Source organism: Stenotrophomonas sp. FBCC-B152 (assembly GCF_059134105.1).
This window is the reverse complement of the sequence record NZ_CP101442.1, coordinates 307928-330840: the sequence shown is the minus strand read 5'-3', so window position 1 is coordinate 330840 and position 22913 is coordinate 307928. Positions and strand designations below refer to the sequence as shown.

Here is a 22913-nt window from a genome sequence, read left to right as displayed (position 1 = left end):
CGGTAGAGCCACGCCCTGCGTGGCTAGGCAATCCAGCGCGTCTTCGCCAGCAGCTCATCGTCCCAATCAAACGCCACCGCGCCGTCCTTCAGGAACAGGGCGACGAAGTTGTAGAGGTTGCGCGCGTACATCTCGCTGGCGTGCACCGCGCCTTGGCTGGCCAGGTTGAGCGGGCCACCCACGGTGACTTCGCCGACGTCGGTTGTCTCACCGGGCCGGGTCGCCTCGCAGTTGCCGCCGGTTTCAGCGGCCAGGTCGACGATCACGCTGCCCGGGCGCATGCCCTGCACCATCGCACTGGTGACGATCTTCGGCGCGGGGCGGCCGGGCACGGCGGCGGTACAGATGACCACGTCGACCAAGCGCAGGTGCTCGCCCAGCCGGCGCTGCTGTTCGGCCCGCTCTTCGTCGGTCAGCGGCCGCGCGTAACCGCCCTCGCCCACGGCGCTGACGCCGAGGTCGAGGAATTTGCCGCCGAGCGATTCAATCTGTTCGCGGGTTTCCGGGCGCACATCGAAGCCTTCCACCTGCGCACCGAGCCGGCGCGCGGTGGCAATGGCCTGCAATCCGGCGACGCCTGCACCCACCACCAGCACGCGCGACGGCCGGATGGTGCCCGCGGCAGTGGTCAGCATGGGGAAGAAGCGCGGTGCCAGCTGGGCGGCAATCAGCGTGGCCTTGTAGCCGGCCATGCCGGCCTGCGAACTGAGCACGTCCATGGATTGCGCACGCGTGGTACGCGGCAGGCGCTCGAGCGGAAATGCCTGCAGCCCACGCGACTGGATCATGCCGGCACGTTCGGCGTCGGCCTGCGGGTGCAGCATGCCGACCAGGCTGGCGCCGGATTTGAGCTGGCGCAGCCGCGCGGTGTCCGGCGGCTGCACGCACAGCACGATGTCGGCCTGGCCCAGGCGGGCGTCATCGGCGAGCTGCGCGCCGACATCCAGGTAGGCCTGGTCGGTAAAGCCGGCACGCGTCCCGGCACCCGGTTCGATCCACACTGTGGCGCCCAGCGCGATGTACTTGCGCGCCGTTTCCGGCGTCAGCGCTACACGGCGTTCGCCCTGCGCGTGTTCCTTGACCCCCAACACCTCGACAGCCATGCATGTCCCCGAGCAGCGGTAAGTGGGGTGATCGTAACCTGAGTGGCGCGCGCGGGGAGATTGCTGGCGTGGAGCGTCACTTGAATCGGGACGTTCCAAGGGTGCCAGCCTGTGGCTGGCAGCTTCATGCATTCAGGCGAACAGCCTGGTGCTGAAAGGCCGTCTGGCTTGGCGGGACGGTGCGGGTTTGCGGGGGACGCCGTGAACCCATCCATGGGGGCTTGGTCGCCGCATCCATGCGGCTCACACCCCCGCAAACCCGCCCCGACCCGCCCTCGACAGTAGGTCGGTGGCCAACGAAGATCAAAAGCCGAAGTCGATCATTTTCATGCGTTACCGGGCGCGGACCGTGCATCGGCAGTCGTTTGGGAACCGACCCTACCGTGCCCACGACGCCGTCTGATTCGCGTAGAGCCACGCCCTGCGTGGCTGCTCTTTGCATCCGCGTGCGACCCACCGTCGGGGGAGGCCGGCGGGTAGCCCCCGTAGGGACTGTCAAAAACATGGATGTTTTTGACAAGCCTCCATGGGTGAAGGCGCACTGCTTGCGAGGCACTGCCTCGCGTGCGACTGAACGCACAGCCGCTGGCGGCTGGGCCGGGGCCCGGAGGGCGATTCACGGCGTGTCCCGGAGGGGGCTGCCCGTCGGCCTCCCCAGCACGTAGCACCCGAAACGCTGCCGTTGACGTTGACGTTGACGTTGACGTTGCTCCCAGCGGCAACCTCAGTGAACCGTAGCGCCCTTGGTATCGAGGCGATCGATGACGCCCTGCATGGCGCTGTCGAAGGCGCCATCGTCGATGTGCGCGCGCAGGCGGCCCAGGCGCACCATGACGGCGAGTTCTTCCGGCGAAGCCACGCAGAAGCGCACGCCGCGGCGGTTCACGAACAGCAGGCGCTGCGAAATCGGGCTGACCCAGGACAGCTTGCCGGCTTGGACTTTGCCGTCCTTGTCGACGAAATCGAGCCAGCTGCCTATTTCCAGGCCGCGGAAACGGTCGGCATCGGCGTTGTCGAAGTCGGTGACGTCCACCTTGCTGCCCAGCTCCACGCCCGCGCTGTCCGCGGCCGGCGGCGTCGGCAGGACCACCTGCGGCAGCTCCGGCAGCGCGCGCTCCAGTTCCGGACGCGATTCGGCGATGGACTGCAGCGTGTCATGCAGCGAATCGATGGCCGCGTTGGCGCCATCGGCATGCACGCCGACACTGGCAAACACCTTGCGCAGCACCGGGTGCCATGCCTGCAGCCACGGCTTGCCGACGATCTGGCGGCGGGCTTCGGACACTTCTTCCAGGACCCCGTCCGCCAGCGCCAGCGCCTCGCTCACAGACGGGCCGTCGTCGCCTTCGCGCAGCACGGCCAGGGTGAGATGGTGCTGCCACGGCTGGCGCAGGAAATCGCCGATGGCCTGCGGCAGCGCGGTGTCGGCGATCCGCCAGTCCAGCTCGGAGGCCGCGCGGGTGCGCGCCACTTCCAGCTTTTCCTGGCCGCGCTGGGTCTCGGCCGCGCGGCGCTCGGCAATCTCGATGCGGCGACGGTGCTGGGCCAGGAAATCGCGGAATTCTTCTTCCAGGGTCAGGAAGATGGCCAGGTTCTCGTTGAACTCGGCCACCAGCCGCTCGATGATTTCCTCGACCTTGCCCATCAGCACGCGCTCGGCCTGGCTCTCGCCGGTGTTGCCTTCGCAGGCCTCGGCCAGCGAATTGAGCAGCTTGCGCGCCGGGTGGGTCTTCTGCACGAACATGCGGCGGTCGAGCATGGCCACCTTCACGAAGGGCACCACCAGCCGGCCGATCAGCTCGCGCGAGCGACCTTCCAGGTCGCGCTCGTCCAGCATCACATCGAACAGCATGCCGACCAGGTCGATCGCATCTTCATCCTGCGGGTCCAGGCGCGCCTGCGCCGGGTCCACGCCGAGCCGGGTCGCCCCGGACAGCACTTCGCTCTTCAGCCGCTGCGCCAGCGATTCGCCGTCTTCGCCGATCGCCGCGCGCAGGGTCGCACTCGGCGTGGCCTGCAGCAGCGACAGCACCGACATCATTTCGCGCTGGCTCAGCGGGCGCTGTTGCCCCACCGCCACGCTGGCGGCAGAGGTCGCATCTTCGCGGACATGCCGGGTCTGCTGCAGCAACTCGTGCAGTGCCTCCAGCAGCATGCCCTGGTTGCCGCTCATCCCGTCCGGGCCTTCGCTGGCATGGTCATGCGCGGCCTGCGCCGACTGCATGCGGCCGCGGCTGGCCGCCCAGCGGTCGGCAAAGCGGCGCGCCCAGGCCGGGGCCGCACCGTCGTCGGCAGCAGCGCTTTGGGTTTCCAGCGCCTCGACCAGCTCGTCCAGTTCCTGCCGGGGCGAGGGCGGACGCGGCGCGGCGCGGCGCGGGGCGGCCATCTGCGGCATCACACCGGCAGCGGCCAATTGTTCGTCGAGTTTCTCGTAACGCTTGCCGATCGGCGCGTGCAGGTCGCGCTCGCACAGCTTGATCAGCACCAGGCGCACTTCCGGCGCCAGTTCACAGTCTGCGAACGCCTCATGGATGGCCACGCCGATGTGCTCGGGGCTGATCGGATTGGTATCGGCGTTCAGTTCCAGCCCGCCGGCGATCCAGCCCAGGCGGCGGTCGAGTCGGCCCAGTACCGGCTTCCAGTCGCGCAGCAGCACGGTGGCGAAGTTGCGCACCGCCAGCCGCGATTCCAGCACGTGCTCGGGAACCAGGCTCAGCCCTTCCTCGCCCTGGCCGGCCAGCGTGGCTTCGGCCGACAGCGGCTCAGCGTGCTCCAGCGCGTCCCAGGCCTTGGCCAGGTGCCCACGGAAGCCGGCCACGATGTCCTCACGGCGCCGACGCAGTTCACGCATGCCATCCAGGAACAGCAGCTGCGACGCGCCAGCGGTGCCGGCACGGTCGAACAGCACATCGTCGAAGCGTGCGATCACGGTCGCGAACGACTCGGCCAGGCCCGGCAGGGCGGCCTCGCGTGCAAGCTTCAACAGCGCCGGGTCGCGACCCGGCTGTCCCGATACGTTGGGCGTGGCGATCATGCGAAAAGGCTCCCCACCCTCGCTGGTACAGGATGCAGCATGGATACAACAGGCACGGGCGTCCCCAAGACACCAGCACACGGATGGTAGGACGGCCCACCGGTCAGGGACAGTGAAACAGTCCGCACTTTGAACCTCATGACCCGGGTGCCGGCAGGCCTTGTATCGTAAGGCCAGCGCGGGTGGGAAGCGAGTACAGCGACGTGAAGGAGTGCCATTAATTAAGTGCTGTTCATCACGGTTTGTCGCAAATGGGCAGGAGATCGCCATAAGCAGGGTCACAAACTGCCCCGACTATAATCAGGGCCACCCCGATGCCCGATAGAGACCCCATGCTCGACTCCCCTGCGCTGCAAGCCCTGGACGCCCGCCGTTCGGTTCCCGCCCTGCAACTGGGCGCGCCCGGACCGGACCCGGCCACCGTGCTGCGGATGCTGGCCTCAGCGGTGCGCGTGCCCGACCACGGCAAGCGGGTGCCCTACCGGTTCCTGCGCATCGCCGGCGATGCCCGCCTGCAGCTGGGCGAGTTCCTGGCCCGGCGCAGCCTTGAGCGCGACCCCACCGCCTCGGATGCACAGGTGGAAAAGGACCGGCTGCGCTTTTCGCATGCCCCGCTGATCATCACCGTCATTGCCGCCCCCACGCCGAGCCCGAAGGTGCCCGAGCAGGAGCAGCTGATGACCGCCGGCTGCGTCTGCTTCGCCCTGCTGCAGGCCGCGCAGGCGCTGGGCTTTGGTGCGCAGTGGCTGACCGCCTGGATGGCCTTCGACCCGGCGGTGCACGCGCACCTGGGCCTGGCCGACCATGAGCGGATTGCCGGCTTCATCCATATCGGTACGCCCAGGACCGCCGTGCCCGAACGCGAGCGCCCCGATCCGGCCGCGCTGCTGCAGGACTGGGTGGGCTAAGTGCACACGCCTCTCTACCTGGTGGACGCCAGCCTGTACGTGTTCCGGGCCTGGCATTCGATGCCCGATGAATTCCAGGACCAGCAGGGTTGGCCGACCAACGCCGTGCATGGTTTCGCCCGCTTCCTGCTCGATCTGCTCGAACGCGAGCGTCCGCAGCACATCGCCATTGCCTTCGACGAGGCGCTGGACAGCTGCTTCCGCCATAACCTGTATGCCGCCTACAAGGCCAACCGCGATCCAGCACCCGATGCACTGCGCCGCCAGTTCGCGCACTGCAAGGCGCTGTGCAGCGCGCTGGGCCTGGCCGTGCTGGCCCACACCGAGTACGAGGCCGACGACCTGATCGGCAGCGCGTTGCACGCGCGCCGCCCGGCCGGCATGCGCGGGGTGATCATCTCGGCCGACAAGGACCTGTCGCAGCTGCTGTTCGAGCATGACGAGCAGTGGGATTACGCCCGCAACCAGCGCTGGGGCATGGCCGGGGTCAAGGCCCGCCACGGCGTGCATGCGCACCAGATCGCCGATTACCTGGCGCTGTGCGGCGATGCGGTCGACAACATTCCCGGGGTGACCGGTGTCGGCGCCAAGTCAGCCGCCGTGCTGCTGGCCCACTTCGGCAGCCTGGACACCCTGTACGAGCGACTGGACGAAGTGCCGTTCCTGCGCCTGCGCGGCGCCGCCCAGATGGCGGTGCGCCTGCGCGAGCAGCGCGAGCATGCGCTGCTGTGGCGGCAGCTGACCACCATCGCGCTGGATGCACCGCTGGATGCGGCGCAGGCCGATTTCAGCCGCTCCAGTGCCGACCCGCAGATGCTGCAGGGGCTGTGCGAGGCGCTGCGCTTTGGTCCGCTTACCCGGCGCCGGCTGTTCAACGCGGCCGGCATTCCCGACATTTCCCCTCCCGCCAGCGAGTTCGCATGAGCCCCAACACGCAAGCCCCGAAGGTCGTCTACGAAGGCAAGTACCAGCGCATGGTCGTGCGCGGTTCGTGGGAGTACAGCGAGCGCACCCATGCCGGCGGACTGGCGGCGATCATCATCGCCGTCACCCCCGACGACAACGTGTTGTTCGTCGAGCAGTTCCGCGTACCGCTGCAGGCCAACACGATCGAGATGCCGGCCGGGCTGGTGGGCGACATCGACGCCGGCGAATCGATCGAGGCGTCCGCCGTGCGCGAGCTCGAAGAAGAAACCGGCTGGACCGCCGACCATGCCGAAGTCCTGATGATCGGCCCGACGTCCTCCGGCGCCAGCAGCGAGAAGATCGCCTTCGTGCGCGCCACCGGCCTGCGCAAGGTGGGCGAAGGTGGCGGCGACGCCAGCGAGGACATCACCGTGCATGAGGTACCGCGTGCCCGCGCGGCCGCCTGGCTGGTGGAGAAGATGGGCCAGGGCTACCAGCTGGACGCCAAGCTGTGGGCCGGCCTGTGGATGATCGAGCACCACCTGGATGGGACGGCGCGTGGCTGATTCACGCACGCATCCGCTCGCGGCCACGCCCCTGCTTGGCGCAGAGGATCCTGCGCCCTTCACCGTGCTGCACCCGCAGGGGCGCTCACCTTACGTACTGATCGCCGACCACGCCGGCCAGCAGGTGCCGGACGTGCTGGCGAACCTGGGCCTGCCGCAGGTCGAGCGTGACCGCCATATCGGCTGGGACATCGGCATTGCCGGGGTCACCCGCGAACTGGCCGGGTTGCTCGACGCGTGGGCGATCACCCAGACCTATTCGCGGCTGGTGATCGACTGCAACCGTCCGTTGGCCTCACCGACGCTGATTCCCGAGGTCAGCGACCATACCGTGGTGCCGGGCAACGCCGGGCTGTCGGCCGCGCAGCGCCAGCAGCGCATCGATGCGATCCACGCGCCCTACCACGCGCGCATTGCCGCCGAGCTGGATGCACGCGCCGGGCAGGAGCGCCCGACCTTGCTGGTGATGATGCACAGCTTCACCCCGCGCATGAACGGTGCTGACCGGCCGTGGCATGCCGGGGTGCTGTACCACCAGGATACGCGCCTGGCGCATGCGCTGCTGCAGGCACTGCGCGATGAAGGCGACCTGGTGGTGGGCGACAACGAACCGTACTCGGTCAGCAGCACCAGTGATTACGCGGTGCCGGTGCATGGCGAAGGCCGCGGGCTGCTGCACGTGGAGCTGGAAATCCGCCAGGACCTGATCGCCGATGCGGCCGGGCAGCGCGCGTGGGCGGAACGCCTGGCGCGGGTGTTCACCGCGCTGGAGGTTACGGTGCGGTCAACCCCGTAACCGGCACGGCGGCACCGGTTTTCTCCGGGCGCAGCCACAACGCCACGACCACGCCCAGCAACGCGAACAGCGCCGCGCCGTACTGCGCGTGGACCAGCCCCTGCAGTGCTTCGGGGCTGGTGCCGGTGCTGCTGGCGCTGCGGCCTGCGTTGGCCAGCATCACCAGCAGCGCCAGGCCGAGCGCGCCACCGATCTGCTGCGCGGTGGCAGCCATGCCCGAGGCCACGCCCTGCTGCGCGGCCGGCACGCCCTGCCCGGCCACGATCCACATCGCCGTCCAGGTCATGCCCTGGCCGATGCTCAGCACCACGATCCCCGGCAGCAGCGCCCAGTAGGTGCTGCCATACGGCAGCGCCACCGCGACCGCGCCGATGCCGATCGCGCCGGCGCCCATGCCCAGCGCCAGCACCTGGCGCGGCGAACGCCGGCGCAGCATCCGTTCGCTGATGCGGATGCCGAACGTGCACACCAGCGTGGGCGGCAGGAAGGCCAGGCCGGCCTGCAGCGCGCTCCAGCCGTAGCCATCCTGGAAGTACAGCGCCAGGAAGTAGTACTGCACGCCGAAGCTGCTCATGAACACCATCGTCAACAGCATCGCCGCGCGCAGGCTGCGCAGGCGCAGCAGCGAGAACTGCATCAACGGGTCGCGGCTGCGCTGTTCGATCGCCACGAAGGCGGCCAGCAGCACCGCCGAGGCCAACAGGCAGCCGAGCGTGCGCGGCGCGGTCCAGCCCCACTCCGGCGCCTGCACCAGCGTGGTCACCAGCAGGCTGCCGCCCAGGGTCACGGTGAGGCAGCCGGCCAGGTCGAACGAGCGCCCGCGCAGCACCGCCGCATCGCGCGGCAGCCACCAGCCCGCCAGCAGCGCGCAGGCACTGGCGAACGGCACGATCACCAGCAGCACCGAGGACCAGCCGAAGCTCTGGGTGAGCACGCCGCCCAGCAGCGTCCCCAGCGCCAGCCCGCCGGCACTGGCCATCGACCAGATCGCCAGCGCCCGGTTGCGCGGCGCCCCTTCGGCGTAGAGGGTGCTGATCAACGACAACGTCGCCGGGAACAGCAGCGCCGCACCGATGCCCTGCACCGCGCGCGCGCCGATCAGCACCCCGCCGCTGTTGCTGAGCCCACCGACCAGCGAGGCCAACGCGAACAGCGCCATGCCACTGCGGTAGACCCGGCGCCGGCCGAGCAGGTCGGCGGCGCGACCGCCCAGCAGCAGGCAGCCGCCGAAGGCCACGGTATAGGCGCTGACGATCCACTGCAGCTGCTGGGCATTGATGCCCAGCTGCACCCCCATCTCATGCAGGGCCACGAAGATGATGGTGGCGTCCAGCGCGATGATCAGCTGGGCCATGGCCAGCAGGGTCAGCGCCAGGCGGGGCGGGAAGGCAGGTGCGGAGTGGGTCATGCCGGTCGGTACGAGGGGGAGGCGGGCAGTCTCATTGATGACGTCGAACAAATAAACCCGGATACTTCGATTTCTGTCATGCATTTTCGCATTAATCGGACATCGCCATGGATCTCAATGCCGTGCGCATGCTGGTGCAGGTGGCCGAAGCCCGCAGTTTCACCGCGGCCGCGGGGCAGCTGGGCATCAGCCAATCGGGGCTGTCGCGCGCGATCGGCCGGCTGGAAAGCGAGCTGGGCGTGCGCCTGCTCCATCGCACCACCCGCGCGGTCAGCCTGACCCCGGATGGGCGTCAGTTCGTGGAGCACTGCACGCCCCTGCTGTGCGGGCTGGAGGATGCCGAGCGCCGGCTGGGCGACCGCCCCTGCACGCCCTCGGGCGTGCTCAAGCTGACTGCACCGTCGATGTTCGGGCGCAAGGTGCTGGTGCCGTTGACCGGCCAGCTGATGGCCACCTACCCGCAGCTGCAGTTCGAGCTGGTGCTCAACGACCGCCTGGTGGACCTGGTCGAGGAAGGCTTCGATGCCGCACTGCGCACCGGGCCGATCAGCGATGTGCGCATGGTGGCGCGGCCGCTGCGGCCGCTGCGCTGGGTGACCGTGGCCTCGCCCGGCTACATCGCCCGGCATGGCGCGCCGGAAACCGTCGATGCGCTGCAGGACCACGCCTGCCTGGCGGTGCGCAACCTGCGCAGCGGGCGGCTGGTGGACTGGCAGTTCCGCGACGGTGATGGGCTGCGCGAGTTCACCGCGCCGGCGCGGATGGTTTTCGACAGCGGCGATCCGCTGGTGGAAGGCGCACTGGCCGGGGTCGGCATCGTGCAGGTAATGGATTTCGCGGTCGCCGATGCGCTGGCCGACGGCCGCCTGCAGCGCGTGCTGGAACCGTTCGAGGGCCGTACGCGTGCGTTGTCGCTGGTATATCCGCCGTCGCGGCAGGCCTCGCCGAAACTGAAAGTGCTGGCGGATGCGTTGTCCGCCGGCACCTGGTAGGCACGCCGATCAGGCGGCGAAACGATCCGTGGCGCGCACCAGCGCGTCGATGTTCTCGGCTTCGAACGCGGAATGGCCCGACGCCGGGCTGATTTCCAGCGTGGATTTCGGCCAGGCCTTGTGCAGCTCCCACGCATTTTGCAGCGGGCACACCACGTCGTAGCGGCCGTGCACGATCACGCCCGGGATGTCGGCGATACGGTGCGCATCACGCAGCAGCTGTTCTTCGACCTCGAAGAAACCGCCGTTGACGAAGTAGTGGTTCTCGATGCGCGCGAATGCCAGCGCGAAGCGCGGGTCTTCATGGCTGTTCACGAAGTCGGCGTCCACGTGCAGGAAGCTGGTGGCGCCTTCCCACACGCTCCACGCCTTGGCCGCGGCCAGGCGGGTAGCTTCATCGTCACTGGTCAGGCGGCGGTGGAAGGCGGAAATCAGGTCGTGGCGTTCCACGGCCGGGATCGGTGCCAGGTAGTGTTCCCACGCATCCGGGAACAGGCGGTTGGCGCCTTCCTGGTAGAACCATTCCAGTTCCCAGCGGCGCAGCATGAAGATGCCACGCAGCACCAGCTCGGTCACCTGCTGCGGATGGGTCTGCGCATAGGCCAGCGCCAGGGTCGACCCCCAGCTGCCGCCGAAGACCTGCCAGCGCTCCACCCCCAGGTGCTCGCGCAGCTTCTCGATATCGGCCACCAGGTCCCAGGTGGTGTTGTCCACCAGGTCGGCGTGCGGGGTGGACCGGCCGGCACCGCGCTGGTCGAACAGGATGATGCGGTACTTCGCCGGGTCATGGAACTGGCGCATCTTGTCGCTGCAGCCGCCACCCGGGCCGCCGTGCAGCATCACCACCGGCTTGCCCTGCGGGTTGCCGCACTGTTCGAAATACAGCGTGTGGCGGTCGTCGACCTTCAGGCTGCCAACGTCGTAAGGGGTGATGGCCGGGTACAGCGTGCGCATGGGTGGAGCTCCAGTGGAATCACGGTCGCTCATTCTACCGCTGCGTGCCGGGCCACCGGCCCAGGCTCACCCGGTCGCGCTGTTCCAGGTCCAGCGCGGTTTCCACATCGACGAATCCGGCGCCCTCCAGCAGCGCGCGGATCGGTTCGCCCTGGTCCCAACCATGTTCCATCAGCAGCCAGCCGCCCGGCTGCAGATGGGCCGGCGCCCCTTCGATGATCAGGCGGATGTCGTCCAGCCCGTCGGTGCCGGAGGCCAGCGCGGTGGCCGGTTCGAAGCGCAGGTCGCCCTGCGCCAGGTGCGGGTCGTCGCTGGCGATGTACGGCGGATTGCTGGCGATCAGGTCGAAGCGCTCGCCGGCCAGCGGCGCATGCCAGGACCCCTGCCGGAACGCGACGTTGGCCAGCCCGTGCTGGCGGGCATTGCCGGCCGCGACAGCGAGGGCATCGGCACTCATGTCCGTGGCCACGACACGCGCCAGCGGGCGCTCACTGGCCAGCGCCAGCGCGATGGCGCCACTGCCGGTGCCCAGGTCGGCGATCTGCAGCGGCACGCCTTCCGGCAGCCGCTCCAGGGCCAGCTCTATCAACCGCTCGGTTTCCGGGCGCGGAATCAAGGTGGCCGGGCTCACTGCCAGGTCCAGGGTCCAGAAGCCTCGCCGGCCCAGCAGGTAGGCCACCGGCTCACCGGCAATGCGACGCTGCAGCAGCGCCGCGAACGCTTCCGCCGTGGTCGCATCGAGCAGGTCGGTGGCATGCGCGAACAGCCAGCCGCGCTCACGCCCCAGTACATGCAGCAGCAGCAGTTCTGCTTCGTGCCGGCCTTCCACCCCGGGCAGCGCGCGGGCGGCGGCGGCAAGCAGCTGGCGGATCTCCTGCGGGGCGGCGGTCATGGCGGGCCTGGGCGTCGGTGGGGGCGCAGTGTAGGCCAATGGCGGCACGGGCCGGGCCCCGCGACCGGGTGTCGCAGCCATGCCGGGGCGCTGAAAGGCCGTTCAGGCACCTTGTCCGCTGGATAACCTGAGGCTATCAGCGCGCGGATCGAGAAAAACCAGGAAATCCTTTCCAGACAATCAGATACAAATGAATAGGGGCCTGTGTTCACTCTGTAATCAGGCCATTTCGATAGACTGCGTCTATCGTATTGATGAAATCAATGCATTTTCCTTATCGAAACCCAGCCGGTACTCTGTGTTGGCTGCTTCACCCATCCCCCTTCACCACGAGGAATATCGATGTCGCTCATCAACACCCAGATCAAGCCGTTCGAAGCCAACGCCTACCAGAATGGCGAGTTCATCAAGGTGTCGGACAGCACCCTGAAGGGCCAGTGGTCGGTCCTGATCTTCATGCCGGCCGCCTTCACCTTCAACTGCCCGACCGAGATTGAAGACGCCGCCGATCATTACGCCGAGTTCCAGAAGGCCGGTGCGGAGGTGTACATCGTCACCACCGACACCCACTTCTCGCACAAGGTGTGGCACGAAACCTCGCCGGCCGTCGGCAAGGCCCAGTTCCCGCTGGTCGGCGACCCGACCCACCAGCTGACCAACGCCTTCGGCGTGCACATTGCCGAAGAAGGCCTGGCCCTGCGCGGCACCTTCATCATCAACCCGGAAGGCGTGATCAAGACCCTGGAGATCCACTCCAACGAGATCGCCCGTGACGTTTCCGAGACCCTGCGCAAGCTGAAGGCTGCCCAGTTCACCGCCGCCAACCCGAACCAGGTGTGCCCGGCCAAGTGGAAGGAAGGCGAGAAGACCCTGACCCCGTCGCTGGACCTGGTCGGCAAGATCTAAAGCAACGCCTCATCCCCATTCCCGTTGCGACGGGAGTGGGGGTGAATCCAAGCCGGTGCGCCCGCGCCCGCTTCGGTTCACCCCTACGCCGCCCAGATGTACCGTAGCGGTACGTCGACGTAGTTCCTTTGCCTGAATCAAGGAGTTTTTCGATGTTGGATGCCAACCTCCAGTCCCAGCTGAAGACCTACCTGGAACGCGTCACCCGGCCGATCCAGATCACCGCGCACGCCGATGACGGCGCCAAGTCGCAGGAGATGCTGGAACTGCTCGAAACCCTGGTCAGCCTGTCCAGCCAGATCACCCTGGACGTGCGCCGCGACGGCGCCGAGCGCACCCCGTCCTTCGCGCTGACCACGCCGGGCCAGGACATCCACCTGGCCTTCGCCGGCCTGCCGATGGGCCACGAATTCACCTCGCTGGTGCTGGCGCTGCTGCAGGTCGGTGGGCACCCGTCGAAGGCGACGGCCGAGGTGATCGAACAGGTGCAGGGGCTGGAAGGCGAGTACCGGTTTGAAACCTATTTCTCGCTGTCCTGCCAGAACTGCCCGGACGTGGTCCAGGCACTGAACCTGGCCGCGGTGCTGAACCCGCGCATCCAGCACGTGGCGATCGACGGCGGCCTGTTCCCGGCCGAGGTCGAGGCGCGCCAGATCATGTCCGTCCCCACCGTGTACCTCAACGGCGAAGTGTTCGACCAGGGCCGCATGAGCCTGGAGCAGATCGTGGCCAAGCTGGACACCGGTTCGGCCAAGCGCGATGCGGCGAAGATCGCCGCCAAGGCGCCCTATGACGTGCTGGTGATCGGCGGCGGTCCGGCCGGCGCCGCTGCGGCGATCTACGCCGCGCGCAAGGGCATCCGTACCGGCGTGGCGGCCGAACGTTTCGGTGGCCAGGTGCTGGACACCATGGCGATCGAGAACTTCATCTCGGTCAAGGAAACCGAAGGCCCGAAGCTGGCGATGGCGCTGGAACAGCACGTACGCGAGTACGACGTGGACATCATGAACCTGCAGCGCGCCAGCGGCCTGGTGCCGGCCGGCGACGACGGCCTGGTCGAGATCAAGCTGGAAAACGGCGCGTCGCTGAAGTCGCGTTCGGTGATCCTGTCCACCGGTGCGCGCTGGCGCCAGATGAACGTGCCCGGCGAAGACCAGTACCGCAACAAGGGCGTTGCCTACTGCCCGCATTGCGACGGCCCGTTGTTCAAGGGCAAGCGCGTGGCGGTGATCGGCGGCGGCAATTCCGGGGTGGAAGCGGCGATCGACCTGGCCGGCATCGTGACGCATGTGACCCTTCTGGAGTTCGACGACAAACTCCGCGCCGATGAGGTCCTGCAGAAGAAGCTGCGCAGCCTGGGCAATGTCACCATCATCACCAGCGCGCTCACCCAGGAAGTGCTGGGCGATGGCCAGAAGGTCAACGGCCTGGTCTACAAGGACCGCGTCGGTGGCGATGCCCACCGGGTGGAGCTGGAAGGCATCTTCGTGCAGATCGGGCTGCTGCCCAATACTGAGTGGCTGAAGGATGCGGTGGCGCTGTCGCCGCGCGGCGAAGTGGTCATTGACGACCGCGGCCAGACCAGTGTTCCGGGCGTGTTTGCCGCAGGCGATTGCACAACCGTACCCTACAAGCAGATCATCATCGCCATGGGCGCCGGTTCGACGGCCGCGCTGAGCGCCTTTGACCACCTGATCCGCACTACCGTTCCCAAGAGCAGCGGCGCCGTCGCCGAAGCTGCCTGAAACGTCCGGTTCCCCGCTTGCGGGGAACCTTTTTACCTGCTGGGGAAACCACGCCATCGCCCGGTCCATTACCGTCTAGAGGTACAAGGAAATGAACCTACGTGATCTGAAATATCTGGTGGCGTTGGCTGACCATCGCCACTTTGGTCGAGCGGCGGCGTCGTGCTTCGTCAGCCAGCCCACGCTCTCGACCCAGATCCGCAAGCTCGAGGATGAGCTGGGCCTGCCGCTGGTGGAGCGCTCCCCGCGCAAGGTGATGCTGACCCCGGCCGGGCTGGAAGCGGCCGCCCGCGCGCGCTCGATCATGGGCGAAATCGAACAATTGAAGGAAGCGGCGCGGCGCAGCCGCGACCCCGAAGCGGGCACGGTCCGGCTGGGCATCTTCCCCACGCTGGGCCCCTACCTGCTGCCGCACGTCATCCCCAACATCCGCGGCCGGTTCCCGCAACTGGAACTGCTGCTGGTCGAAGAAAAAAGCGACGAGCTGCTGCACCGGCTGCGCGACGGCCGGCTGGATGCGGCGCTGTTGGCGCTGCCCCTGGACGACGACCAGCTGCACGCCGAGTTCCTGTTCGAGGAACCGTTCCTGCTGGCCGTCTCCGGCCAGCACCCGCTGGCGCGCCGCCTGCACCTGGACGTGCAGGAACTCTCCACGCAGAAGCTGCTGCTGCTCGAAGACGGGCACTGCCTGCGCGACCAGGCGCTGGCGGTGTGCCGGCTGTTCGGCGCCAACGAGAAATCCGAATTCCGCGCCACCAGCCTGGAGACGCTGCGCCAGATGGTGGCGGCCGACGTCGGCATCACCCTGCTGCCCACGCTGTCGGTGAAGCCGCCGGTGCCGCGCTCGGACAACATCCGCCTGCTCGATTTCGAGGGCGATGACCGCCCCAGCCGGCGCATCGCCATGGTGTGGCGGCGCAGCTCAGCCATGACCGGGTTCCTGGAACAGCTGGCCGAGCAGTTCAAGCGGCTGCCCGAGGCGTTGTTCATGCTGGACCCCGCCGACGGCGCCGCGGACCGGCCGCCCCCGCTCCAGGCGCGGGCCTGACGGTCACGCTGAACCGGCGATGCCGGCGCGCCGCGGGCCTGGGTCGCATCCGCCGCGGATAGGCAGCACAATAGGGAAAGGCGGTGCCAGCAGGCGCCGCCTTTTTGCATGGGTTTCCATAATCAAGGAGTATCAGATGTCCACCGCCAGCGGCCTGCCGCCTTCCATCACCGTTTCCAGCCACGACATGGACCGCCTCGAGGCCATGCTCGAATCGCCCGCCGTGGCCAAGACGCCTGCGGCGCTGGCCCTGGCCGAGGAACTGAACCGTGCGACCGTGGTGGCGCCGGAACAGATGCCCGAAGGCGTGGTCATGATGCATTCGCGGGTGGAATGCGAAGATGAGCTGCACGGCGACAAGCACGAGCTGACGCTGGTCTACCCGCGCGAAGCCGATGTCGACCAGGGCAAGGTCTCCATCCTCGCACCGGTGGGCACCGCACTGCTGGGCCTGGCCGTTGGCCAGTCCATGGACTGGGATGCACCTGGCGGCCGCAAGCTGCGCCTGCGGGTGAAGGCCGTCCACAACCCCAAGATTTGATCGTCCCTGCCGCGCACCGCGCAGGGCCCAGGTAACGTTCCAGGAGCCGCAATGAGCACCGCAACCCCGTCCAAACTTTCGCAGCTGCGCGACCTGTCCGTGGTCGTGGCCGATACCGGCGATTACGAGGCGATCAAGCGCCTGAAGCCGGTTGACTGCACGACCAATCCCACGCTGGTCAAGAAGGCGCTCGACCTGCCGGTCTACGCCGAGCTGATCGAGCGCGAACTGGCCTGGGGCCGCACGCAGGCGGGCGAGCGCGAAACCATCGTGCATGCCGTGGCCGACCGCCTCACCGTGGGCGTGGGCACGCTGCTGAGCACGCTGGTACCGGGCCGTGTGTCCACCGAAGTCGACGCCGACCAGGCGCACGACACGGCGGCAACGGTGGCCAAGGCGCGCCAGTTCATCGCCATGTACGAAGCGGCCGGCGTGCCGCGCAGTAAGGTGCTGATCAAGATCGCCGCCACCTGGGAAGGCGTGGAAGCCGCGCGCCAGCTGCAGGCCGAAGGCATCGACTGCAACCTGACGCTGATCTTCAACCCGACCCAGGCGCTGGCCTGCAGCGAGGCCGGCGCGTTCCTGATCTCGCCGTTCGTCGGCCGCATCCTGGACTGGTACGTGGCCAACGGCCAGGCCCCGGCCAACATCGACGCCGACCCGGGCGTGGTGTTCGTGCGCGGCGTGTACGCCGAGTTCAAGCGCCGCGGTTCGCCGACGGTGGTGATGGGCGCCTCGTTCCGCTCCACCGCGCAGATCGAAGCGCTGGCCGGCTGCGACCGCCTGACCATCTCCCCGGACCTGCTGGAAAAGCTGGACGCCGACCACGGCGAGCTGCCGCGCAAGCTGGTGGCGGGTACCGCCGAAGCGGTCAACGTCACCCCGATCGACGCAGCGAAATTTGCCGCCGACCTGGCCGCCGACCCGATGGCCACCGAGAAGCTGGCCGCCGGCATCGACGCGTTCGCCAAGGACCTGGAAGCGCTGCGCCAGACGATTCGCGAACGGCTGTAAGCGGTCGTTGTTTGACGATGCAAAAGCGGGACGGATGCTGAGATTGCATCCGTCCCGTTTTTTTGGGGTTTTCGCGAACGGCTGGCGTTTCAGTTCATCCGGGCAGGGCGGCCGTCGGCCAGCCCCGCTCCGGGACACGCCGCAAGTACGTCCTTGTAGGCTTGGCAAAAACATCCATGTTTTTGACAGTCCCTACGGGGGCTGCCCGCCGTCCGCCCCAGATGGTTGGTCGCGTACGGATGCAAAAAGCAGACACGCACGGCGTGTCCCTACGCGGCGCCCCTGGTAGCGTCGGTTCCCAAACGACGGCACGGAACGCCACCGCGTCCGGTAACGCATGAAAATGATCGGCACCGCCGTTGATCTTCCGTGGCCCCCAACACACCGTCGGGGGTCGGCGGGGGCGGGTTTGCGGGACTGTCAAAAACATGGATGTTTTTGCCAAGCCCCCATGGATGGGTTTACGGCGTGTCCCGCAAACCCGCACCCGCCGGCCCAGCTCAGGCCATGCGAGGACCACCGGCTGTTCGCCCAGATGCGTGAAGCTGCCGGGCGACAGCCCGGCACCCGCAGAATCATCTGCAACCTAGAGCTGTTAAGCCCCAACCCCGATCGGGCAACTCACCCCAGTGCCACCAATCCCGCAATAGCCATTCGGGTTCTTGGCCAGGTACTGCTGGTGGTAATCCTCAGCGTAGTAATACTCCGGCGCCGGGAACTGAATCTCGGTAGTGATCGCCCCCAACCCAGCCTCGGTCAGCCGCTGCTGGTAGGCATCACGACTGGCCAGCGCCGCATCGAACTGCGCCTGGGACGTGGCGTGGACCGCCGAACGGTACTGGGTGCCGGTGTCGTTGCCCTGGCGCATGCCCTGGGTCGGGTCGTGATTCTCCCAGAACACCTGCAGCAGCTCGCCCAGGCTGATGATGGCCGGGTCGAACACCACCTCCACGATCTCGGTGTGCCCGGTCAGGCCTGAACAGACCTCTTCATAGGTCGGGTTCGGGGTCACCCCGCCCGCATAGCCCACCGAGGTCGAATACACCCCCGGCAGGGTCCAGAACTTGCGCTCGGCGCCCCAGAAGCAGCCCATCGCGAAGCGGATCCGCTCCAGCCCGGCAAAGCCGTCCTTCAGCGGGTGGCTGTTCACGTAGTGCTGGTTGTGCAGCGGCAACGCGTGTTCGCGGCCGGGCAGCGCCTCTTCCGGGCGCGGCAGGCGCTGCTTGAACGCCCCGATACCCAACAGGCCCTTGGCAATCCCCAACATGGCGCTCTCCTAGGCCGGCAACGGGCCGGCGCTTTCGTCACCGTCCCATATGGGGTCATCCTCCGGCCCGCCCAAGTCCAGCCCCGCCACGATCTGCTCCGCCTCGGGCCTGGCCAGGTCCGGCACGCACACCCGCAGCACCCCGAACAGCGGCAGCTCGCCCATCCCGCCCAACAGCGACTCGCCGAACACGAAGGCCGGGATGCCCGCCGCCTCCAGCGCGTGCTTGACCAGATGGGCGTCGAACAGGTTGTCGGCCTGGTAGATCACGTGCATGGGGTGCTCCCGTGGGTTCTGGGGGGCAGCATACGCTGGCGCTCGAATGAGTGCCGACCAACGGTCGGCACCTACCGTCTAACGCGCCCCGGAGGGACGCGTTAGACTGGCAATCTTTCTGCCTTCTGCCTGCGCATCATGTCCGAGCCTACTGCCGCCCCCACCGACGCCCTTCCGGAAACCCACGAAAAGCGGGATTTCATCCGTCAGATCGTCCGCGAGGACCTGGCCGCCGGCAAGCATGCCGCGATCAAGACGCGCTTCCCGCCCGAGCCCAACGGCTACCTGCACATCGGCCATGCCAAGTCGATCTGCCTGAACTTCGGCATCGCCGGTGAGTTCGCCGGCGTGTGCAACCTGCGCTTCGACGATACCAACCCGGCCAAGGAAGACCCCGAGTACGTGGCCGCCATCCAGGATGACGTGCGCTGGCTGGGCTTCACCTGGAACGAACTGCGGCATGCCTCCGATTACTTCGACGCCTACTACCTGGCCGCCGAAAAGCTGATCCGCGATGGCAAGGCCTACGTCTGCGACCTGTCGGCCGAGGAAGTGCGCGCCTACCGCGGCACCCTGACCGAACCCGGCCGCCCCTCGCCCTGGCGCGACCGCAGCGTCGACGAGAACCTCGACCTGTTCCGCCGCATGCGCGCCGGTGAATTCCCGGACGGCGCGCGCACCGTGCGCGCCAAGATCGACATGGCCAGCGGCAACATCAACCTGCGCGATCCGGCCCTGTACCGCATCAAGCATGTCGAACACCAGAACACCGGCAACGCCTGGCCGATCTACCCGATGTACGACTTCGCCCATGCCCTGGGCGATTCCATCGAAGGCATCACCCACTCGCTGTGCACCCTGGAATTCGAAGACCACCGCCCCCTGTACGACTGGTGCGTGGACAACGTCGACTTCGCCCATGACGATGCGCTGACCGCGCCGCTGGTCGAACGCGGCCTGCCGCGCGAAGCCGCCAAGCCGCGCCAGATCGAATTCTCGCGTTTGAACATCAACTACACCGTGATGAGCAAGCGCAAGCTGATGGCGCTGGTCACCGAACAGCTGGTCGATGGCTGGGAAGACCCGCGCATGCCGACCCTGCAGGGCCTGCGTCGTCGCGGCTACACCCCGGCGGCGATGCGCCTGTTCGCCGAACGCGTGGGCATCAGCAAGCAGAACTCGATGATCGATTTCAGCGTGCTTGAAGGCGCGCTGCGCGAAGACCTCGACAGTGCCGCCGCGCGCCGCATGGCCGTGGTCGACCCGGTCAAGCTGGTGCTGACCAACCTGCCCGAGGGCCATGCCGAAACGCTGACCTTCTCCAACCACCCCAAGGACGAAGCCTTCGGAACCCGCGAGGTGCCGTTCGCCCGCGAACTGTGGATCGAGCGCGAAGACTTCGCCGAAGTGCCGCCCAAGGGCTGGAAGCGACTGGTGCCCGGTGGCGAAGTGCGCCTGCGTGGCGCCGGCATCATCCGCTGCGATGAAGTGATCAAGGATGCCGACGGCACCATCACCGAACTGCGTGGCTGGCTGGATCCCGAATCGCGTCCCGGCATGGAAGGCGCCAACCGCAAGGTCAAGGGCACCATCCACTGGGTCAGCGCCGTGCACGCCGTGCCGGCCGAAATCCGCCTGTACGACCGCCTGTTCTCGGTGCCCAACCCGGATGATGAGTCCGAAGGCAAGACCTACCGCGATTACCTCAACCCCGAGTCGCGCCGCACCGTCACCGGCTACGTCGAACCGGCTGCGGCCACCGCCGCGCCCGAACAGTCGTTCCAGTTCGAGCGCACCGGTTATTTCGTCGCCGACCGCCGCGACCACACCGCCGCCGCCCCCGTGTTCAACCGCAGCGTCACCCTGCGCGACACCTGGTCGGCGTAAGCCCCACCGCATTTGAAAGGCCCGTCCCATGCTGTACGCGCAAGTCCACCTCACCCTGCCCGCCTGGATCCACGACCAGATCGACCTGGCCCGTGCGTATCCGGGTGATGCCGCCAAGGTCGCCCTGGCGATCGAACTGTCGCGGCTGAACGTCGAGGCGGAAACCGGCGGCCCGTTCGGCGCCGTGGTGTTTGGTCCGGACGACCGCGTCATCGCGGCCGGCGTCAACCGCGTGGTGCCGCACAGCACCTCGCTGGCGCATGCCGAGAACATGGCCTACATGCTGGCCCAGCAGCGCCTGCAGAGCCCGCGCCTGAACGACGTGCTGTCGCCGATCACCCTGGCCACCTCCTCGCAGCCGTGCTGCCAGTGCTACGGCGCCACCATCTGGGCCGGCATCGACCGGCTGCTGATCGGCGCCAGCGCGCAGGATGTGGAAGAACTGACCCCGTTCGATGAAGGTCCGCTGCCGGCCGACTGGATCGGCGAACTCAACAAGCGCGGCATCGAGGTCGTGTGCGGCATCGAACGCGATGCAGCGCGCGCAGTGCTGCGCCAGTACGGGGAGATCAACGGTGCGCATTACTGATTCCCACGCCATGGGCGTGCGTCGATGAGTGGCCTGCTGTGCCTGTGCCGGCAGGGCTTCGAACCCGAGCTGGCCGGTGAGCTGGCCGAGCGTGCCGCCTACGCCAACATTGCCGGTTACGCCCGCACCCAGCGCAACGATGGCTACGTGCTGTTTGCCACCGATGAGGGCGCCGCGCTGTCCAAGGCGCTGCCCTGGCGTTCGCTGATCTTCGCCCGCCAGAAGCTGGTGGTGCTGGCCGAACTGCGCGAGCTGGATCCGACCGACCGCATCACCCCCATCCTGGCCGCGCTGGAAGGCCAGCAGCGCTTCGGCGACATGTGGGTGGAGCATCCCGATTCGGATGAAGGCAAGCCGCTGGCGGGCCTGGCCCGCGCCTTCGGCAATGCACTGCGCCCGGCGCTGCGCAAGGCCGGCCTGCTCACCGACAAACCCAACACCAGCCTGCCGCGCGTACACATCGTGTTCGTCGATGGTCGCCATGCGTTCGTCTGCGTGGCCAATACCCGCGACAGCGCACCGTGGGCGCTGGGCATTCCACGCCTGAAGCTGCTGCCCGACGCCCCGTCGCGCTCGGCCCTCAAGCTGGACGAAGCACTGCTGACCCTGATGAGCCCGGAAGAGCGCGAACAATTGGTCAAGCCCGGCATGCGCTCGGCCGACCTGGGCGCTGCACCCGGTGGCTGGACCTGGGTACTCACCCGCCAGCACATGCACGTGATCAGCGTGGACAACGGCCCGCTGCGCGAGCACGTGCTGGAAACCGGCCTGGTCGAACACCTGCGCGCCGATGGCTTCCACTGGCAGCCCGAGGCGCCGCTGGACTGGATGGTCTGCGACATGGTCGAGCAGCCGCGCCGCGTGGCCGAACGCATGGCCACGTGGTTCCGCGAGGGCTGGTGCCGGCACGCTATCTTCAACCTCAAGCTGCCGATGAAGAAGCGCTGGGACGAAACCCGGCTGTGCCTGGAGCTGTTCGAAGCGCAGGCCGGGCGACCGCTCACCGTGCGCGCCAAGCAGCTCTACCACGACCGTGAGGAGATCACGGTGCTGGCCTGGACCGGGCGCTGAAGAAATCTCAGCCCCTGGCGGGGCCCCGGAAGTGCTGCAGGCTGCGGGTCAGTTCCAGCGCCTTGTTCAATTGGCTGAGGCGGTCATTGTTCCAGCTGGGGTGTGTCCCGGCAGCCAACTGGGCCGGGCGACGCTGGCTTTCCAGGTCACGCTGCAGGCATTTGAGGCTGGTAAGCAGCAGCTTCGCATCTGCCTGGGTCGGGGCGCCGACGCCCTGTGAGCGAACAAACCTGTCGAGCGTCGTCTGCGCCTGAAAGCCTTCCTGGCCACGACAACCGATGCCGAATGGGTGACATTTGTTGTTGATATGGGTAAGCAGCCCACCGAAGCCTTCGGCTGCCGCCTTCGGGTGGGCCACGATGGCGCGCGCGGCTTTTTCGGCGTTGAACGACGCCGGCCGGAAAAGCTGGTTGAGAACCTTGGCAATGCTCATGATGCTTCCTCGGGAAGGGGAGCGATGCGGCCGCCCCCGTTACGGTGAGGCGCATCCAGACCCGCTCAGTCTGCTGAAACGCAAGGGTCACCAACTTTCAAGAATCAATCATCCCGGGCCGGTTGCGGCAAGCCACGGGTCAGCGTCAAGCGGGACCGCGCGGATTGAGCGCGAGGCATTCCTTGAGGGGGCGGCCCTGCTTGGTGGACATCAACCGGTCCAGTGCATCCTGGCAGCTGGCGCTGGGGCCCTCACGTCGCAGCGCGTCCGGCACTGCCTTTGCCTGACGGGAGGTAATCCTGGGGGCGCTGATCTGCGCAGTGCGCGTGTCGATCGGAGAATCACGCGGCGGCTTCGACGCCATGCCACTGTTGCGCACGCTGGTGATCCGCAATCCGAGCCCGCCGGAGACGCCTCGCGATGCGCGGTCGAAGGTGCGGTCCGCCGCCGGGAGCTGGAGAGGACGATCGAGGGGCGAAAGTGCCATGGGGGAATTCCGGTAGTGGGAAGCGCGGCGTGTTGCCGGGGCCGGACAGCGCCAGCCGCGCCGCAGTCTGCGCAGTGGCAGCCCGGCCCG

The 22913-nt window shown here is 67.7% G+C and carries 22 protein-coding genes; 13 read left to right on the top strand and 9 right to left on the bottom strand.

The window, feature by feature from the left end; genetic code table 11:
• Nucleotides 1-23: 23 nt before the first annotated feature.
• A complete protein-coding gene (locus NMB40_RS01485; RefSeq protein ID WP_494359936.1) occupies nt 24-1103 on the bottom strand; it encodes an NAD(P) transhydrogenase subunit alpha in 1080 nt (359 codons plus the stop codon).
• Between the two features lie 724 nt (nt 1104-1827).
• Nucleotides 1828-4137 (bottom strand): PacR family protein, encoded by a 2310-nt coding sequence (gene pacR / locus NMB40_RS01480; protein WP_494359935.1) that lies wholly within the window; start codon nt 4135-4137, stop codon nt 1828-1830.
• Nucleotides 4138-4469: 332 nt separating this feature from the next.
• Between pacR and NMB40_RS01475 the strand changes: the two genes are divergently transcribed.
• Genes NMB40_RS01475 through NMB40_RS01460 form a run of 4 tightly spaced genes read left to right on the top strand, consistent with a single transcriptional unit; the run spans nt 4470 to nt 7313 of the window.
• Nucleotides 4470-5045, top strand: a complete 576-nt coding sequence (locus NMB40_RS01475; protein ID WP_494359934.1) for a nitroreductase family protein — start codon at nt 4470-4472, stop codon at nt 5043-5045.
• On the top strand, nt 5046-5969 hold the full coding sequence (locus NMB40_RS01470; protein ID WP_282247569.1) for a 5'-3' exonuclease: 924 nt from the start codon (nt 5046-5048) through the stop codon (nt 5967-5969). It begins immediately after the preceding gene.
• Complete coding sequence (locus NMB40_RS01465) at nt 5966-6517, top strand: NUDIX hydrolase (protein ID WP_282247570.1); 552 nt, start codon at nt 5966-5968, stop codon at nt 6515-6517. Before NMB40_RS01470 ends, NMB40_RS01465 begins: the two co-directional genes overlap by 4 nt.
• The gene (locus NMB40_RS01460) at nt 6498-7313 is read left to right on the top strand and encodes an N-formylglutamate amidohydrolase (protein WP_494359933.1); all 816 of its coding nucleotides are present in this window, start codon (nt 6498-6500) and stop codon (nt 7311-7313) included. Before NMB40_RS01465 ends, NMB40_RS01460 begins: the two co-directional genes overlap by 20 nt.
• Here the strand turns inward: NMB40_RS01460 and NMB40_RS01455 are convergent.
• Nucleotides 7291-8721, bottom strand: a complete 1431-nt coding sequence (locus NMB40_RS01455) for an MFS transporter (protein ID WP_494359932.1) — start codon at nt 8719-8721, stop codon at nt 7291-7293. The genes NMB40_RS01460 and NMB40_RS01455 overlap by 23 nt on opposite strands.
• A 107-nt stretch (nt 8722-8828) precedes the next feature.
• On the opposite strand from NMB40_RS01455, the gene NMB40_RS01450 reads away from it, so the two are divergent.
• Entirely contained in the window at nt 8829-9713 is an 885-nt protein-coding gene (locus NMB40_RS01450; protein WP_494359931.1) for a LysR family transcriptional regulator, read from the top strand.
• Nucleotides 9714-9722: 9 nt separating this feature from the next.
• Here the strand turns inward: NMB40_RS01450 and pip are convergent, their stop codons facing one another.
• Both pip and prmC read right to left on the bottom strand, forming a co-directional pair.
• The gene (gene pip / locus NMB40_RS01445) at nt 9723-10667 is read right to left on the bottom strand and encodes a prolyl aminopeptidase (RefSeq protein WP_494359930.1); all 945 of its coding nucleotides are present in this window, start codon (nt 10665-10667) and stop codon (nt 9723-9725) included.
• Nucleotides 10668-10701: 34 nt separating this feature from the next.
• Nucleotides 10702-11559 (bottom strand): peptide chain release factor N(5)-glutamine methyltransferase, encoded by an 858-nt coding sequence (prmC, locus tag NMB40_RS01440; protein WP_494359929.1) that lies wholly within the window; start codon nt 11557-11559, stop codon nt 10702-10704.
• 342 nt (nt 11560-11901) lie between these two features.
• Here prmC and ahpC point away from each other — a divergent pair, with 342 nt between their 5' ends.
• The 5 genes from ahpC (at nt 11902) to NMB40_RS01415 (ending at nt 16813) form a co-directional block, all read left to right on the top strand.
• On the top strand, nt 11902-12465 hold the full coding sequence (gene ahpC, locus NMB40_RS01435) for an alkyl hydroperoxide reductase subunit C (protein ID WP_068849365.1): 564 nt from the start codon (nt 11902-11904) through the stop codon (nt 12463-12465).
• Nucleotides 12466-12617: 152 nt separating this feature from the next.
• Complete coding sequence (gene ahpF, locus NMB40_RS01430; RefSeq protein WP_093532920.1) at nt 12618-14210, top strand: alkyl hydroperoxide reductase subunit F; 1593 nt, start codon at nt 12618-12620, stop codon at nt 14208-14210.
• A gap of 91 nt (nt 14211-14301) precedes the next feature.
• Nucleotides 14302-15258 (top strand): DNA-binding transcriptional regulator OxyR, encoded by a 957-nt coding sequence (oxyR, locus tag NMB40_RS01425; RefSeq protein ID WP_282247577.1) that lies wholly within the window; start codon nt 14302-14304, stop codon nt 15256-15258.
• A gap of 136 nt (nt 15259-15394) precedes the next feature.
• Nucleotides 15395-15799, top strand: a complete 405-nt coding sequence (gene rnk / locus NMB40_RS01420) for a nucleoside diphosphate kinase regulator (RefSeq protein ID WP_494359928.1) — start codon at nt 15395-15397, stop codon at nt 15797-15799.
• Nucleotides 15800-15850: 51 nt separating this feature from the next.
• Nucleotides 15851-16813, top strand: coding sequence for a transaldolase (locus NMB40_RS01415; protein WP_282247579.1), 963 nt, complete (start codon nt 15851-15853; stop codon nt 16811-16813).
• Nucleotides 16814-17408: 595 nt separating this feature from the next.
• Here NMB40_RS01415 and msrA read toward each other — a convergent pair.
• Together msrA and NMB40_RS01405 are read right to left on the bottom strand one after the other, a co-directional pair.
• On the bottom strand, nt 17409-18059 hold the full coding sequence (gene msrA / locus NMB40_RS01410) for a peptide-methionine (S)-S-oxide reductase MsrA (protein WP_494361023.1): 651 nt from the start codon (nt 18057-18059) through the stop codon (nt 17409-17411).
• 30 nt (nt 18060-18089) lie between these two features.
• A complete protein-coding gene (locus NMB40_RS01405; RefSeq protein ID WP_282248244.1) occupies nt 18090-18356 on the bottom strand; it encodes a putative signal transducing protein in 267 nt (88 codons plus the stop codon).
• 138 nt (nt 18357-18494) lie between these two features.
• Here NMB40_RS01405 and NMB40_RS01400 point away from each other — a divergent pair, with 138 nt between their 5' ends.
• The 3 genes from NMB40_RS01400 to rlmM are packed head-to-tail and all read left to right on the top strand — an operon-like array spanning nt 18495 to nt 21903.
• On the top strand, nt 18495-20243 hold the full coding sequence (locus NMB40_RS01400) for a glutamine--tRNA ligase/YqeY domain fusion protein (RefSeq protein WP_448142045.1): 1749 nt from the start codon (nt 18495-18497) through the stop codon (nt 20241-20243).
• Between the two features lie 28 nt (nt 20244-20271).
• Nucleotides 20272-20832: a nucleoside deaminase gene (locus NMB40_RS01395; protein ID WP_494359927.1), complete on the top strand. Its 561-nt coding sequence runs from the start codon at nt 20272-20274 to the stop codon at nt 20830-20832.
• A gap of 24 nt (nt 20833-20856) precedes the next feature.
• Nucleotides 20857-21903 carry a 23S rRNA (cytidine(2498)-2'-O)-methyltransferase RlmM gene (gene rlmM / locus NMB40_RS01390; RefSeq protein ID WP_494359926.1) on the top strand — a complete coding sequence of 349 codons (1047 nt, stop codon included), beginning with the start codon at nt 20857-20859 and terminating at the stop codon, nt 21901-21903.
• A 7-nt stretch (nt 21904-21910) separates the two neighbouring features.
• On the opposite strand, the gene NMB40_RS01385 is transcribed toward rlmM, so the two are convergent.
• Together NMB40_RS01385 and NMB40_RS01380 are read right to left on the bottom strand one after the other, a co-directional pair.
• Nucleotides 21911-22336 carry a hypothetical protein gene (locus NMB40_RS01385; RefSeq protein ID WP_494359925.1) on the bottom strand — a complete coding sequence of 142 codons (426 nt, stop codon included), beginning with the start codon at nt 22334-22336 and terminating at the stop codon, nt 21911-21913.
• Nucleotides 22337-22481: 145 nt separating this feature from the next.
• The gene (locus tag NMB40_RS01380; protein WP_494359924.1) at nt 22482-22823 is read right to left on the bottom strand and encodes a hypothetical protein; all 342 of its coding nucleotides are present in this window, start codon (nt 22821-22823) and stop codon (nt 22482-22484) included.
• Between the last annotated feature and the right edge of the window lie 90 nt (nt 22824-22913).